This window comes from bacterium, assembly GCA_029210965.1.
In the GTDB taxonomy this organism is placed as follows: Bacteria; BMS3Abin14; BMS3Abin14; order BMS3Abin14; family BMS3Abin14; genus JALHUC01.
The window spans coordinates 284,042-298,448 of record JARGFZ010000001.1; the positions used below are offsets into that span (position 1 = coordinate 284,042).

The 14,407-nt window shown below is 55.2% G+C and carries 11 protein-coding genes and 1 CRISPR repeat array; all 11 genes read right to left on the reverse strand.

Translation table 11 applies throughout. The features are described from left to right. Position 1: 1 nt before the first annotated feature. The 11 genes from rpsO to P1S59_01390 all read right to left on the reverse strand — a co-directional run bounded on the left by rpsO (position 2) and on the right by P1S59_01390 (position 11,741). Entirely contained in the window at positions 2–271 is a 270-nt protein-coding gene (gene rpsO / locus P1S59_01340; GenBank protein ID MDF1524900.1) for a 30S ribosomal protein S15, read from the reverse strand. A 32-nt stretch (positions 272–303) separates the two neighbouring features. Then, the gene (gene truB, locus P1S59_01345; GenBank protein ID MDF1524901.1) at positions 304–1,269 is read right to left on the reverse strand and encodes a tRNA pseudouridine(55) synthase TruB; all 966 of its coding nucleotides are present in this window, start codon (positions 1,267–1,269) and stop codon (positions 304–306) included. Continuing rightward, positions 1,253–1,615, reverse strand: a complete 363-nt coding sequence (gene rbfA, locus P1S59_01350) for a 30S ribosome-binding factor RbfA (protein ID MDF1524902.1) — start codon at positions 1,613–1,615, stop codon at positions 1,253–1,255. Before rbfA ends, truB begins: the two co-directional genes overlap by 17 nt. A gap of 85 nt (positions 1,616–1,700) precedes the next feature. Then, the gene (locus P1S59_01355; GenBank protein MDF1524903.1) at positions 1,701–2,045 is read right to left on the reverse strand and encodes a DUF503 domain-containing protein; all 345 of its coding nucleotides are present in this window, start codon (positions 2,043–2,045) and stop codon (positions 1,701–1,703) included. 172 nt (positions 2,046–2,217) lie between these two features. Continuing rightward, positions 2,218–4,950 (reverse strand): translation initiation factor IF-2, encoded by a 2,733-nt coding sequence (gene infB / locus P1S59_01360; protein ID MDF1524904.1) that lies wholly within the window; start codon positions 4,948–4,950, stop codon positions 2,218–2,220. Next, entirely contained in the window at positions 4,947–5,555 is a 609-nt protein-coding gene (locus P1S59_01365) for a DUF448 domain-containing protein (GenBank protein MDF1524905.1), read from the reverse strand. Before P1S59_01365 ends, infB begins: the two co-directional genes overlap by 4 nt. Before the next feature lie 3 nt (positions 5,556–5,558). Continuing rightward, positions 5,559–6,830: a transcription termination factor NusA gene (gene nusA / locus P1S59_01370; GenBank protein MDF1524906.1), complete on the reverse strand. Its 1,272-nt coding sequence runs from the start codon at positions 6,828–6,830 to the stop codon at positions 5,559–5,561. A 134-nt stretch (positions 6,831–6,964) separates the two neighbouring features. Continuing rightward, entirely contained in the window at positions 6,965–7,429 is a 465-nt protein-coding gene (locus tag P1S59_01375) for a ribosome maturation factor RimP (protein ID MDF1524907.1), read from the reverse strand. A gap of 303 nt (positions 7,430–7,732) precedes the next feature. Then, on the reverse strand, positions 7,733–9,439 hold the full coding sequence (locus P1S59_01380) for a proline--tRNA ligase (GenBank protein MDF1524908.1): 1,707 nt from the start codon (positions 9,437–9,439) through the stop codon (positions 7,733–7,735). A 432-nt stretch (positions 9,440–9,871) separates the two neighbouring features. Beyond that, positions 9,872–10,084, reverse strand: a complete 213-nt coding sequence (locus tag P1S59_01385) for a hypothetical protein (GenBank protein ID MDF1524909.1) — start codon at positions 10,082–10,084, stop codon at positions 9,872–9,874. A 118-nt stretch (positions 10,085–10,202) separates the two neighbouring features. Next, positions 10,203–11,741, reverse strand: coding sequence for a Fic family protein (locus P1S59_01390; GenBank protein ID MDF1524910.1), 1,539 nt, complete (start codon positions 11,739–11,741; stop codon positions 10,203–10,205). Between the two features lie 643 nt (positions 11,742–12,384). Beyond that, positions 12,385–14,364: direct repeats of the CRISPR family, unit length 28 nt; unit sequence GAAACACCCCCACGGGCGTGGGGAAGAC. Positions 14,365–14,407: the final 43 nt, after the last annotated feature.

Genomic DNA, 14,407 nt, shown 5'->3' on the forward strand with positions numbered 1-14,407 from the left:
ACTATCTGCGGAGACCCAGCTTCTTGACGATAGCGCGATATCTCTCGATATCGGTCGTTCTAAGATAGTTGAGCAAACGGCGACGACGGCCAACGAGTCTCAAAAGACCGACACGGGAATGATGGTCCTTGCTGTGGACCTTGAAGTGTTCGGTAAGTTCCTCGATTCGCTTCGACAAAAGAGCTATCTGAACTTCAGATGACCCTGTATCGCTGTCGTGCAGCCTGTTTCCGTCGATGATCTCCCGCTTAGATTCAATGCTGAGCGGCATGGTTCTTCCTCCTTCCTAAAGAGAAAAATATATCACTTATCCATTTGTTTGAAAAGTTCTTTGAGGTCAGGCTCAAGGACTCTGCGTGGGGAGAGCATGACCGTTCCTTCTGTTTTCATGGCTTCGGCCAGGGCGATCAGATGGCCCCTTCTGGTCACCGAAACCAACCCCTCCCGGCTGCAGTCATCGCAGCGGATACGGGTCCCGGACACAAGTCTCATCAGATCCTCATCACCGGGCTCAGTCACAGGAAAACCAAGACCGTCAGCGGCCTGCCTGAGCCATTGCTGCGGTGAGGGATCGTTTACAACCTTATCAAGGTCGATGGCTTCCTCCAGGGGAAACTGCCCGCTTCGCACTCTGATGAGCGACTCCATGCATCCCCCAACACCCAGTTCACGGCCTATGTCGTGGCAAAGGGTCCTCATGTAGGTACCTTTTGAACAAACGACCTTCATGGACACATGAGGCAGGTCCACATCCGATACTTCCACACTGTAGATGGTGACATCCCGGGGATCAGCCTGGACCCGGATACCCTTCCGGGCAAGCTTGTATAGCGGCTGTCCTGCCTGCTTCACCGCTGAAAAAGAGGGAGGAATCTGGGAAAAAGTGCCCCGATAACGATCCACGGCCGCATTCAGGCCTTTTTCAGTGATACCGGACGGATCAGCTTCATTGAGGGTCTGACCGGTGATATCCTGGGTGTCGGTCTCAAGTCCCAGTTTCAGAACCAGATGGTATTCCTTGTCATCCTCCTGTAGATACTGTGCAATGCGAGTCGCTGAACCCACCAGCACGACAAGGACGCCTGAAGCGATGGGATCCAGAGTCCCCGCATGTCCCACCTGGCGGAGGCCATATGCCCGTCTGACCTTCTGAACCACATCGTGGGAGGTGAGTCCTTCGGGTTTGTCAACGATCAGGATGCCCTGAGCCCCTGATCCCTGATCTTCCTTTTTTACCCTCATCCGAGCCAGATCAGCCACCCTCTTCATTGATCTCACTGAGGATCTTCGAGATCTTGAAACTATAATCGAGGTTTCGGTCAAAAACGAAAGTTAGCTTGGGAATATGTCTGAGCCGCAAACGTTTACCCAGCAGGCGCTGCATGTAACTGCTGGCCCGCTGCAAACCTTCCTCCACCTGCTGGACCTCGGTGGTCCTGTCCAGGACCCCGAAATACACCATGGCCGACCTGATATCATCGCTTACCTTGATCCTCGTGATCGTTACTTCCCCGATACCCGGATCCTTGGCCTCTTTGCGGATGATCTCCGACAGTTCGTGCTTTAAAAGTTCACTGACTCTATCGGCTCTTTTGTAATCGAAGGTTCGGGTCATGGTTTTTCAGTGAACGGTGAAGAGTGAATCGTGAAGGGTTTTTCATTGACCCTTCTGTTCACAGTTCACTTTTCACTATTCTCTCCTATATAATTTCCACCTGCACATCAATAACTTCCGCCAGTCGCCAGGATTCCACTTTGCCCAATATCGTCTGGAGCACCTTGTCAGCGTACACCCTGTCCGTTGCCGCAAGGGCGATGGCCAATTCTGCCTTCTGCCAGAGATCCTGGTAGTCCACCTCGGCCACAGAAACATTGAACTGGGAGCGAAGGCGATCCTTGATACTTCTCAGGATCCTTCGTTTCTCCTTCAGCGAACCGCTCTCTGATAGAAAGAGGGTAATCCGGAGAACTCCGATGACCACTGGCAGAACCTTCCCTATGTCCAACAGCGTGTCAGACTTTCTCGACTCGCTGCTGGATTTCATAAAAAGTCATCAACGCGCCCCGCGTGGGGCGCCCGGTTTATTAATCAGCCGCGCCTGGGAATGGCGCCCGGATCAGTGACCGAAAAACATGTCATTGATCCGTGAGGAAACCCAAAACCACGCTTTTGGGTTTCCGTAGAGCGAAAGTCCCGCAAGGACTTTCGCGACCCTCCTACAGCTCAGCCTCATGTTCGATCATCATATAGTTCTCAATGATGTCGCCCGGTTTGACATCATTATAATTCTCGAGACCGATACCGCATTCATAGCCAGAGGCGACCTCCCGAGCGTCATCTTTAAACCGTCTCAGAGAGTCAATCTTCCCATCATGGATGACTACCCCGTCCCTGATCACCCTCACCTGGGCGCTTCTTTTGATAAAGCCGTCAACAACATAACAACCGGCTATGGTGCCCACTTTGGGAACCTGAAAGGTTTCACGGATCTCGGCTCGTCCCAGTACCTCTTCTGTAAATACCGGTGAAAGAAGACCCTTGAGAGCATCACGGATATCCCTGACCACATCGTAAATGACGTTGTAAAAACGCACATCGACCTGTTCCCGACGCACGATTTCCAGAGCCTTGTTGCCCGGGCGCACGTTAAAACCGATGATGATCGCGTTGGATGCGGAAGCAAGCATGACATCGCCCTCGTTGATGCCTCCTGTTCCTTCGTGGAGAACCTTGACCCTGACCTCATCGGTGGCCTGTTTGATCAAAGCGTCCCGTATTGCTTCCACCGATCCCTGGACGTCCGCCTTGAGAACAACACCCAGGTCCTTGACCTCGCCTTCCTGTATCTGGTGGAAAAGATCCTCCAGGGTGATCTTCTTATGGCTTGTCTTTATCTCCCTGACAGCTCTTTCTCTCATCTGGGCCACTCTTTTGGCCTTGAGTTCATCCGTAAAGACCACAAAAGGATCACCTGCAATAGGTACACTGCTTAGCCCCAGAACCTCCACCGGGGTCGACGGGCCAGCATCTGCAAGCTTCTTGCCTCTGTCATCAACCAATGCGCGGACACGCCCTATGACTGAACCCGCGACCATGAGGTCACCGGGCCTCAGTGTACCCTTTTGAACAAGCATGGTGGCAACCGGTCCCCGGCCTTTGTCCAGTTTGGACTCTATGACCGTACCTCTCGCTTCACGGGCAGGATCGGCCCTAAGCTCCAGCATCTCCGCCTGAAGAAGGATAAGGTCCAGGAGTTCATCGATCCCGGTGCGCTGTTTTGCCGAAACGTTGGCGAACAGGCAATCACCCCCCCACGCTTCCGACACGACACCATTGTCGGACAACTCGCGCATAACACGCTCGGGATCAGCCTCCGGCTTGTCAATTTTGTTGATAGCCACCAGGATCGGGACTCCAGCCGCCCTGGCGTGGTCAATAGCCTCTTTGGTCTGGGGTTTGACCCCATCGTCCGCAGCGACAACCAGGACAACGATATCGGTCACGCCGGCTCCCCTGGATCGCATGGCAGTGAACGCCTCGTGACCAGGTGTGTCGAGAAATACCAGGCTGCCCTTGCTGTGATGAACAAGGTGGGCACCAATGTGCTGGGTAATACCTCCAGCCTCACTGGATACGACATCCGTCTCCCTCACAGCATCCAGGAGGGAGGTCTTGCCATGGTCAACGTGTCCCATAACAGTGACAACAGGGGGGCGCGGCAGCAAGTTCTCAAGGGTGTCAGGCTCATCCTTCAACAGGTCATCGATGGAGTGGGCCTGGACATCAACCTCGAAACCAAGTTCGCTCACCACAAGACCCGCAGTTTGGGGTTCCAGTGTCTGATTGATCGTGGCCATAATGCCCAGCTGGAAAAGAATCTTGATGATCTCAGAAGCCTTGGTGCCTGTCAGCCCAGCAAGGTCACTGACCGTAAGTCCTGCGGTAATACGAATGCTCCTGGGAATTAAATTTGGCGCTTCCAAAGCCGTTTCCTCCTCAGGAGTATCATCCCTTTTCTTGGATTTTCTCGGTCTCCGTCTGGGCTGCTCCTTGCGCCTTGCAGGCTTGGGTGAAGTGGAATGTTTTATCTCTACCACTTTCAGGGTCGGTTCCTCCATCGCCGTTTTCTCATCACCAGCCAGATCATCAGTCAGATCATCAATCAGATCATCAAATTCATCTTCCTCAACGATGATATCCTTGATGGTCGACTTGCGGCCTTTCTTTGCGGCGCCCTTTTTGGGTATTTCCTCTTCAGCGACAAGGATTTTTTTGACCTTTACCTTCTTGTCGGTGACATCAGTCACTGCCGGAGTTTCTGGCGATGCTTTAGAAGGTTTGGCAGGCTCAGCCTGCCGGATCACTTTTGCCGTGGGTATCCCGGTACCTACAGTCATGAGATCCCTTTCGATAGCCAGGGTGGTAAGAGGGACCTGTTTTTTCTTCTTTTCAGCCTTGTTGGCAGCAACTTCGAGTAGTTTCTCGGAGACATCCCCGGCAACCACTTCCCCGGCCGCCGATTCAGGTTCTTTTTCATCAACCCGAACCCCATCCCCTTCAGCAGACACATCCTCCGGGCTCTCAGCCTCAGGCTCCAGATCCTCTGCAGGTTCTTCGGCAGGTTCTTCGGCAGGCTCTTCGGCAGGTTCTTGGGAAGGTCCTTCGGAAAGTCCCTCAACTTCGGCCTCTCCGAAAAACTCTTCCATACGAACCTCTACCTCACGTTCTGATTCGCCCTTGCGGACAGAAACGATCCTTCTCCCGGTGCTCTCTTCTCTCTCTCTGGGAGTTCCACCGGTGAGCATATCCTTGACCATATCCACCAGGCTGCGCTCCACGCTGCTCGTGACATTGACCACGTCAAAGCCCATGGATTTCAGCTGCAAGAAGAGCTCATCCGGACTAATCCCTATCTCCTGGGCAAGCTCATCTACCCGAACCGTTATCATTGATCCAAACCTCCCTTATCCAAGACCTTTAAGTAGCGGTCCAGAGATTCCTCGATGGCCCCAGCTATCCCCGCATCCTTTAAAAGCACTACACTTCGCGGGCTTTTGCCCAGAATCGCTCCCAGTTCATCCTTGCCAAGAAAGACTCGGAAGGGAACTGATGCAGATTCCAGACTTCTCAACATCTTTTCCGATATATCTTCTGATACATCCCGGGCCAGGATCGCCAGCCAGTTACCCTGAGCTCCTCTCCTGAGCTCTCCCTCTACCAGGTTCGTCCCGGAAATATACCTTCCGCTCTTTTTTGCCTGCCCCAGGAGAGAGATTATCCGCCGCCGATAACCGGCAGCCACTGCTTCCTGAAGCCCTTCCGACCCTGCCCCTGAACCTTTCCCCGCCTTGAGGGAAGCGCGGAGCCTCCCTGCTGATGCTTTGCCGATACACACTGCGTCGGGACACACATAGGCCCCTCTGGAAGGCAGGTTGTTCTTCAGATCCGGGATCAGAAGCCCTGACGGATCGGCCACTATGCGCACCATCTCCGTCTTTTCCTTCCTTTCACCGCACCCGGTACAAATCCTCACAGGCCTGGATCTGGGAGACACTTCCTACTCCTCACCGGCCTCTTTTGCCAGTTCCCGGAGCTTCTCCACCGTCTTGGGCCCCAAACCGGGTATATTGAGCAGATCCTTGTCGGAGGCAGCAATTATGGCCTGGTGGTTGTCAAGACCTGCCTCAACAAGAGCCGCGGATATCTTCTCGGAGAAACCATCCAGAATACCCGGCGTCCCCTCCTCTTCAACCGGCTTCACTTTTGATGTATCTGCGGCTGATTTTTCTTCCTCGGACTGGGACTCGCTCTTGATGGTAATATTCCACCCGGTCAACCTTGCCGCAAGACGCACATTCTGGCCGTTTTTCCCGATGGCAAGAGACAGCTCCTCATCAGCAACGATAACTTCCATGGATTTTTCCGTCTCGTTGATGATCACACGAGTGACCTGGGCCGGACTCAAGGAGTTGCTCACGAAAAGCGCCGGGTCCAGGAGCCAGGGGATAATGTCAATGCGTTCGCCCCTCAGCTCGTTGACGACAGCCTGGACACGAGACCCCTTGACCCCAACACAAGCACCAACCGGGTCCACGTTGGGATCGTGGCTGACCACCGCGATCTTGGAACGTCCGCCCGGCTCCCTGGCAGCGCTGCGTATCTCCACAAGCTTTTCTGCTATCTCCGGAACCTCAAGTTCAAACAGTTTCATGAGGAAATCAATATCTGTGCGTGACAAAATGACCTGCGGGCCCTTGGCATTCTGCTTAACATCAAGAATATAGGCCTTTATCCGATCACCCTGTTTGTAGCGTTCTCTCGGCACCTGCTCCTTCGGAGGAAGTTCGGCCTCCGTTTTTCCCAGGTCCACAATGATGGCTCCGCGGCTGAAACCGTGCACGATCCCGTTGATGACCTCGCCCACACGGGTGGAATAGGTATTGTAAACCATCTCCCTTTCGGCCTCACGAAGCTTCTGAACGATGACCTGTTTGGCTGTCTGGGCTGCGATACGACCGAACTCATTGGCGTCTATCTCTATCTCCACCTCATCACCGGGCATGACCTCCGGATCCAGCTGCCGTGCCTGAAGGAGAGAGATCTCCATAGCTTCGTCTTCCACCCGCAGGGTCACCTTTTTGCGCTGGTAGATCTCAATGCTGCCGGTATCCTGGTCAAGCTTTGCATAGATATCGGTCCCGGACCCGTAAACCTTTTTGGCGGCTGTTACAAGTGCCGCCTCGATGGCTTCCACCAGGGCGCCTTGATTGATCCCCTTTTCCCTTTCAAGCTGGGCGAAGACCATCAACAGTTCCTGATTCCCGCTCATGTTCTTATTCCTCTAAATTCCGTGATCAGTGATCAGTTATCGGTAATCAGCAAAAGCGTTATGCCTTTACAGATTTCTTCTGTATTCTACATTCAACATTCTGCATTCTGCGTGCTGCGTGCTGTGTTCTGCCTCTAAAATTTATAGTCCAGTCTTGCCGAGGAGATATCCTCCAAAGGCACTTCCAGTCGTATATCATCCTCAAGGAGAACATGAAGGACACCGTCCACGACACCATCGATGGTACCGCTGATCTTCTTTCTTCCGGCCACAGAACGGTGAGTCTTGATCTTTACCAAGCGTCCGGTAAAGCGCTCAAAATCGCCCTCATCCTTGAGCGGCCTGTCAAGACCTGGAGAGGAAACCTCGAGAAAATACTTGACCGGGATCAGGTCCTCAACATCCATGTGAACGTTCAGTTCGCGGCTCACCGCAGTGCAGTGGTGAACCTGGACTCCACCTTCGCGATCAATGGTCACACGCAGGATCCAGTGGCCACCCTCCACTCGAAGGGTGACATCTACAAGTTCCAGACCGCGCTGGTCCAAAACAGGGGCAAGGATCTCATGGATCCTCTCGATTATGTGCCGCGTGTCCATATATCCAGTTCTTCGCCCAGAAAGCACAAAAGAGCGGCAACGCCCGCTCTTTCCCGTACAACTATTAAGAAAGAATCCCTCACTAGTTAACACAACTGGCGGGTATTGGCAAGGGGGCGTTGACAGGGGGCGCCTTGACAGGGGGAGCCTGACAGGGGGCGCCGGCCTCACATGCCGGCGGTTTCAGGTTTCAAGTTCCGGGTTTCGAGTTAAAAATCCCTGTAGCCGATAGATTTTCTCCTGGATTCCGGCTACTGGATTCTGGATTCAGTTTCTCTGCACTTTACACCCTACACTCTACGCTCAGGAACGGGCATCGATCATTTCCTTAACAATATCGGCCACTTTTTCAATCGGAACTTTCCGTTCCTCGCCCGTCGCCCGTTCCTTCAATTCTGCCACGCCTTCCTTGACGCCGCGGCCTCCCACGGTCACCCGGAGAGGTAGGCCGAGCAGGTCGGCATCGTTGAACTTGACTCCCGGCCGTTCCTCACGTTCATCGAACAGGACCTCTACACCCATCTGGATCAGATCGTCGTAGATCTTTTCGGCCACTGCGTGGACCTCCTCCTTGCCGGGATCCAGTGATAGAAGAGCAACCGTAAAAGGAGCAATGGGCACGGGCCATATGATCCCCTTGTCGTCGTGGTTCTGCTCGATGGCAGCAGCAGCCGTCCGCCCCACGCCGATGCCGTAGCAGCCCATTTCGATGACCTGCTCCGCTCCACTCTCGTCCAGATAGTGAGCTTTCATGGCCTCGCTGTATTTGGTGCCCAGATAGAAAATATGACCCACCTCAATACCGCGTAAAAAGGTGAGAGAACCGCCGCAGCGAGGGCACGGGTCTCCCTGCACAGCCTCACGCAGATCATCGAAAGCCTTGACGGTAAAGTCTGACAGGTCCACACCTTTCATATGTACATCCGCAGCGTTGCCGCCGGTGACAAAGCCGGACATATGGGAGACAGCGTTGTCTGCGTAAAGGGGGATGTTCAGTTCCAGAGGCCCGGCAAACCCTACGGGGGCTCCGGTCACCTTTTGAACAAGCTCAGGTTCGGCCAATTCCAGGGTCTCGTCGTCCACAAGGCGGCGAACCTTGACAGGATTAACCTCATGGTCCCCCCTGACCAGGACTCCTACCGCACCATTGTCCCCACTCATGATTATCGTTTTGACCAGGTTAATTGGTGAAATACCGAGAAAATCCGTGACCTCCTGGACCGTCTTTTGTCCGGGAGTATCAACCTTCTCCGGAACCTGGCCGCTGTCAGCAAAGTTCCCTGATACCTCCCCTTTGACTTGGGCCATCTCCAGGTTGGCCGCATAATCACACCCATCGCAGCTGACCACACTGTCCTCACCCGTTTCGGCCAGCACCATGAACTCCTGGGAGAGGCTGCCCCCGATCTTGCCCGAATCAGCCTCCACCGCCCGGAAGTTCAAACCGCACCTTTTGAAAATAGCGGTGTAGGCCTCCCGCATGACCCGGTAACTCTCTTCAGCTCCGGTCCTGTCACGGTCAAAGGAGTAGGCGTCCTTCATGGAGAATTCACGCCCCCGCATGAGACCGAAACGGGGCCGCACTTCATCCCTGAACTTGGTCTGGATCTGGTAAAGGTTCTGGGGGAGCTGCCTGTAGGAACGGATGTCTCTGCGCACCAGATCAGTGAAAATTTCCTCGTGTGTTGGACCGTAGCAGAATTCTCTCCCGTGGCGGTCACGGATCCGCAGCAGCTCCTTGCCGTAAAAGTCCCAGCGCCCCGTCTCCTGCCAGAGCTCGGCAGGAAGGATGCTGGGCATGAACAGTTCGTGGGCTCCGGCCCTGTTCATCTCCTCCCTGATGATATTTTCCACCTTGCGGATCACCCGCAGGCCCATGGGGAGGATGTCATATATCCCGGCAGCTATGCGCCGGACCATGCCCGCCCTGAGCATCAGTTGGTGGCTGGTAACCTCTGCGTCGGCGGGAACTTCGCGTAATGTTGGTAGGAAATATCGGGAATAGCGCATTTAAACTCCTGGTAATGGTTTATGCGGCGCACGATAATCCCGCCGCAGGCGGGATCGGCAATCCTCGATCACGCCAGCGACGTGACGGCCTTGCATCTTAACCATTCTCCTGCCCCTTGAAAAGAATGTGTGTGTACTTGACCTTGGTTTTTATCCGGGTACTGGGTACTGGTTGGTAAGAATACAGAATTCATACGCCTTGGGCAAGGAGAGAGCCGTAACGAAGTATCGAAGTAACGCGGTGTCGAGGTGTTTAGAGCGGAACGCAGTACGCAGAATAGACCGCATGTCATTGCGAGGCCGATGAACGAGCCGAAGCAATCCCGGTTCCTATACAGGCGATGCTGCTTCACCACCCGTTCGTCACTCACCGTAGGAATGTGACTCACTGGAGCCACGGAGGTCACGGAGAAAAACTGAAACCTGGTCACATCAGGACTCTCCCACCGTGAAATGTTTTTTGTATGGCTCCAATTGGTCATCGCCAAGGCCGAAGCGGGTGTTCAGAAAAATCTTATTGTTCTCATCAGCCTTATAAAGGTCCTGGATCAACCCCAACAGGCCGGCCCGATCAAGCCCGGCCAGGCATTTTTTGAGGTCAGTCCATGTCGGTTTGGTTTTTGGTTTTTCAGGTACCAGTTTCATGAGGTTCAGGTCACCATCTTTCCTGGAGTTATGGTGCCGTAAAATATTACCATTTCCGACTGAATGACATGCTTATGCTAAAATTCATACTCCGGCACTCAGTTCCCGCCTTCTCATACTATTCCTCCTGGGTCCGGCGATAGATCTCCTCGATCTGTGCCGCCTCTTCATCGGTTAGCGCCACGAACTCCTTCTCCCGGGCCTGCCCCGACAGCTTTCCGTCATTCTGCCTGATAAAGCGGAAAAGGAGATCGACAGTGCCCCCCGGCATATCGATCATCTCCTCGACGCGTTTTCTGAACAGGTCATAACGGCGCAGGAAACCCGTTTCATTCGGGAGATCGACTTCGATGGTCCGCGCAACGCAGGAGAACAGGAATTCAGCATGGGCCGTCGCGTCGAAATAGCGGTAGAAGTCGGCCGTTTCATTCAAAACCTCAATATTGTTTTCAGGCGTGGCCCTCCACTGGATCAGCGGAACCAGGCGCGCCGAATAGCTTTCCAGAACCTGGCGGTACTCATCGACCCGTTCCAGGATGGCCGCCGAGACGGGAAACACAACACCTGGGGGGTTGAAACCGCGCTGAGCGAGAATGTGATGGATCAGATAGCGGTGTATTCGTCCGTTCCCATCCACAAAGGGGTGAATATAAACGAAGCCAAAGGCCAGCACAGCCGCGGCGAGCACCGGATCGAGTTCGCGCGCCGCCCCCCTGTCAAAGTCGATCAGCCCTTCGATGAGACCGGGCAGGTCCCTGGGGCTGGCGCTGATATGGACGGGAAGTGGTGCGCGTGTTTCCCTGTCATGTTCACCGACAAAACCCCCATCGGCCCGCCAGCCGATCCTGACGAAACGCCCATCGCCGATGACGATGCCCTGCAGGCGCAGGAATTCGTCTTCATCGAGGGGCTGCGTCCCCGCCTGGCCGATAACCCGGCCCCAGCGATGGATGCGGCTCTGGGGCGCGCGTTCGCCCTCTATGGCATAACTCGACCTGGAATCCTTGATCAGCAGGAAAGCGGCGGCGCGGGCAACCAGGTCTTTCGGCACATCCGCGACCACCCGGCGCGCGCGCTCAGTGAGGTTCATCCCCACAAAGTCGTCCAGTGATCTTGTGCGCTCGATCATCGGGCAGAATGCAGGCGTACCCGGCAGATTATTTTTTACGCGGTGACGCGACGAGGTCTCACCCGTGACAGCCCATTGCTTTTCCGGGTCAACAACCAGGGCGTAGGTTCCTTTTCGGGCATCGGGAAGGTCGAGACGCGCACCGGTCAGCCACTCATACAGGAACCAGATGCGCCGGGAATAACCGCCGGTGGGCCTGGCCCGCACAAGGGTTTCGACGGCCCGTTCCCCGACGGCTCCAAAAACCCGTTTAAGGACCGCCAGATCCAGACCCTCATATTTGAGGGCGAAGGTCAGGTGCCCATCGAGGGTCGGTTCGGGACGGTACCTCGGAGTGAAGATTCGCCAGCCGTTCTCTTCATAAATTTTGTGTCGCGCGCCTATGGCGCACAGACGTCGAGGCAGCGGTACCACAAGCCCACAGCTGTCTATAAGGGCCGCATAGCCGACCGGCTCGGCACGTTCAGGGAGCCGCCGATCGTGAAAAACGGTTACGGGCTTTGAAATAATGTTCTTGGTGTCACTCATCATGAAAAATGATTCTAATTCATGAAAAACAATTACCCAATACAATTTTAATGAATTTTAGTAACTAAACACGGAATCGCATGAGGTGATCAACAGCGATTCCGTGTCTTCAATGGGGCCGGGGCATCTCTGCCCCGGAAACACAAAATTCACGGACGATGGAATTTTGTGTCTGGAACAAGAGCCGCGATCCATGAAGTGGTCCCGTCTTGCCGGTGGACTCTGGAACCACGGACTTCCAGGGTAACACAGGGTTAACGCGGGGTGGGTGGGGGTAAGGAGAAAGGGGGAAAGGACAGGCCCGAACAACCCCGTTCCGTCATTCCGGAAATCACGCCTTCGCGTGATTATCCGGAATCCAGGATCGTAAGATTTTTCAGGACCGTCATTCCGGAAAGCGACGCCAGGGCGCGGTTATCCGGAATCCGGGGGTTGCCTGCCCCGAGCCCGTCGAGGGGTCATCGCGAGCTGATACCCGGGCGACTTGTCCGTCGTAGCTCGAAGAGCGAAGTCGGAAGCGATCTCGGTCAAAGCTTTAACGCGGAGGGCCGCCCTTCGACGCACTTACGTTTGCTCCCCTCGACAGGCTCGGGACAGGCAGGGCAGACGGGAACGCCGCCTCCCAGGCGTTGTCGCAGGGGGCCGCGGTCAAACCCTGACGTGGGGAAGACCGCCCGTCATCGCCGAGAACGCCACCGCCCACGGAAACACCCCCACGGGCGTGGGGAAGACGGACGACCTTCCCGGTTTTCCCGCCAGCAATAGGAAACACCCCCACGGGCGTGGGGAAGACAAAAAACGAAAGGGGTATATATAGATTGTCGGAGAAACACCCCCACGGGCGTGGGGAAGACCTCATCTCAATCACTGCGTGCATGGATTCCCGAGAAACACCCCCACGGGCGTGGGGAAGACCTTAGAACGAGCCTAGGGAAGCGGGAAGGGTAAGAAACACCCCCACGGGCGTGGGGAAGACGACCATTCCGGAGCTATTATAACCAGTGGTGAAGAAACACCCCCACGGGCGTGGGGAAGACCGACTGGGCCGGGAGCGGGTCCGATGCGTCAGGGAAACACCCCCACGGGCGTGGGGAAGACACCAGCCAGATCAGAAAAGTTGCCGCCAAACAGGAAACACCCCCACGGGCGTGGGGAAGACATTGGTCCCCACTTCCCCGATGATAGTTTTTCGGAAACACCCCCACGGGCGTGGGGAAGACGGTCGGGCCGTGGTTAAAGTTCTTGACGGGGAAGAAACACCCCCACGGGCGTGGGGAAGACAACCAGATGGAGAAAACCGAGGTAGGCGATACAGAAACACCCCCACGGGCGTGGGGAAGACCGTAGCAAAGCAAATCTGACCACGGAAAAAATGGAAACACCCCCACGGGCGTGGGGAAGACTGTGCACCGAAACTGATAACGGTAGTGGCGTTAGAAACACCCCCACGGGCGTGGGGAAGACAAATTCTCGTTTTCCAACAACAAATATGCGATGGAAACACCCCCACGGGCGTGGGGAAGACCCCGTCGATGGCCGATACTGTTGTGATACCTCGGAAACACCCCCACGGGCGTGGGGAAGACAATATTCTCCTTACATCGGATGACGTCGTCTCGGAAACACCCCCACGGGCGTGGGGAAGACGTGCAGTTTGATCGCTACAAGTGCTTTTTTTAGGAAACACCCCCACGGGCGTGGGGAAGACTTGCTCATTACCTACGGGCACCAGGTTAAACGGGAAACACCCCCACGGGCGTGGGGAAGACTTGCCGCCACACCTGTACAGGGAGCAGAAAACAGAAACACCCCCACGGGCGTGGGGAAGACTGTCGATGCCGGTACAACTATCAAGGACAAACGGAAACACCCCCACGGGCGTGGGGAAGACCTTTCGGCCGCCGTGGCCTACAGAATCGATCAGGAAACACCCCCACGGGCGTGGGGAAGACTTATCGGGTTTTACGGTTGGTGCGGCTGGGTAAGAAACACCCCCACGGGCGTGGGGAAGACCCGCTTCCCCTCTCTTAAAGGAAGCTGATATGAGAAACACCCCCACGGGCGTGGGGAAGACTTATCGAGGATGTTAAACAAGTTGTTGAAAAAAGAAACACCCCCACGGGCGTGGGGAAGACTTCGGGTTTTCTTGAGAAGCGGAGAGTCCTCCGGAAACACCCCCACGGGCGTGGGGAAGACTTTCTAATTTCTAGGAAGTACTTCACGGTCTTAGAAACACCCCCACGGGCGTGGGGAAGACTCCCCGTCTCTGTACCTATAGATCATCATGGCGGAAACACCCCCACGGGCGTGGGGAAGACTGTGGTGCCGACAACAAAATCTTTCTCACGGTAGAAACACCCCCACGGGCGTGGGGAAGACTACCCAATGCAGGCATCCTCGCATCGGCTGATGGAAACACCCCCACGGGCGTGGGGAAGACTGTTTTCGACCGAGGTAACCCGTAACTCCACGGGAAACACCCCCACGGGCGTGGGGAAGACAAAAAGCGAAAAGGTTATATATAGTAGGTCGGAGAAACACCCCCACGGGCGTGGGGAAGACCCCGTAATTCTACGGTCGGGGAAGCCTTCCGGGGAAACACCCCCACGGGCGTGGGGAAGACTTTTTCACTTCGGCGAAGTACCGCCCGGTCTTAGAAACACCCC